This is a genomic window from Streptomyces sp. NPDC127084 (genome assembly GCF_042724175.1).
Lineage (GTDB): Bacteria > Actinomycetota > Actinomycetes > Streptomycetales > Streptomycetaceae > Streptomyces.
Genome location: NZ_JBHXFA010000412.1, coordinates 1 through 1,153, shown reverse-complemented (window position 1 = coordinate 1,153; position 1,153 = coordinate 1). Strand labels below are relative to the sequence as shown.

At 70.9% G+C, this 1,153-nt stretch carries 2 protein-coding genes; both read right to left on the bottom strand.

The annotated features are described in order from the left end of the window. Positions 1-456: PleD family two-component system response regulator (locus tag ACFWI9_RS34630; RefSeq protein ID WP_387169357.1), on the bottom strand; the 456-nt coding region annotated here is incomplete at its 3' end. After that, positions 446-1,153, bottom strand: a 708-nt coding sequence (locus ACFWI9_RS34625) for a sensor histidine kinase (protein ID WP_387169354.1), incomplete at its 5' end; no start/stop codon positions are given. The genes ACFWI9_RS34630 and ACFWI9_RS34625, both read right to left, overlap by 11 nt.

The window sequence follows — 1,153 nt, the reverse complement described above, 5'->3', positions numbered from 1 at the left end:
GTTGAGGGCGATGAGGCGTCGGGCGAGCAGCTCCGCGCGTTGCCGGGCCCGGGCGTAGCGCAGGGTGGCGGTGACGGTGGCGAGGAGTTCGCCGGGGTCGATGGGCTGGTCGAGATAGGCGTCAGCGCCCCGGCTCAGTCCTTCGGCGTGGTCGTCGGGGCTGATCGCGGCGGCGGAGATCTGGATGACCGGCACATGGGCCGTGCGCGGATCGCTCTTGAGGCGTTCGCTGACCTCGAAACCGCTCATGTCGGGCAGCAGGACGTCGATGATCGCGAGGTCCGGGAGCGCGTCCTCGGCGGAGTGCAGTTGCGTGAGCCCCTGTTCACCGGTGCCGGCGCCGATGACCGTGTGGCCGGCGCGGCGGAGCCAGCTCGTGAGGACGTAGCGGTTGGTCTCGTTGTCGTCGATGACGAGGACGGTCGCGGGTGAGAGATCCTGGACTCTATCGGTCATGGCCCGGCCCTTCGGTGTCCGGTTCTTTCGGGGGGTCCTGGCCGAGGTCCGGCAGGCGCACCCGCACCCGGGTGCCCACCCCCGCGGTGCTGCTGAGGGTGAGGGTGCCGCCGAGCAGCTCGGTGAGGGTGCGGGCGTAGGGCAGGCCCAGGCCGGTGCCCGGGCGTCCGCGCTGGTGCGGGCCGCGGACCTGGTAGAACGCCTCGAATACCCGGCCGAGTTCGTCGGGCGGGATCCCGACCCCGGTGTCCGTGACGGTGAACAGGACGGCGTGGGGCGCCGGTTCGGGGTCGACGGCGACGTCCAGCCGTACCTCGCCCCGCTCGGTGAACTTCAGGGCGTTGGACAGCAGGTTGCGCAGGATGCGGACCAGCAGCGTCTCGTCGGTCACCAGGGCCGGCTGCTGTTCGAGACCCGGGGTGACGAGGGTGACCCGGTCGGGATTGGGGCTGTTCAGGAGGAGGCTGCCGAGGTGGGCGAACAGCAGCCGCAGGTCCACGGGTTGCGGGTGGATGTCGAGGTGACCGGCCTCGGCCTTGGCGACGTCCAGCAGGTCGTTCACGAGGGAGAGCAGGGTGTGGCCGGAGGACGCGATGAGGTCGACCTGTTCCCGCTGCTCCGTGGTGAGGGGCGGTGAACTGGGCGCCAGCAGCAGGGTGGAGAGCGCGACGACGGAGTTGACCGGAGTGCGCAGTTC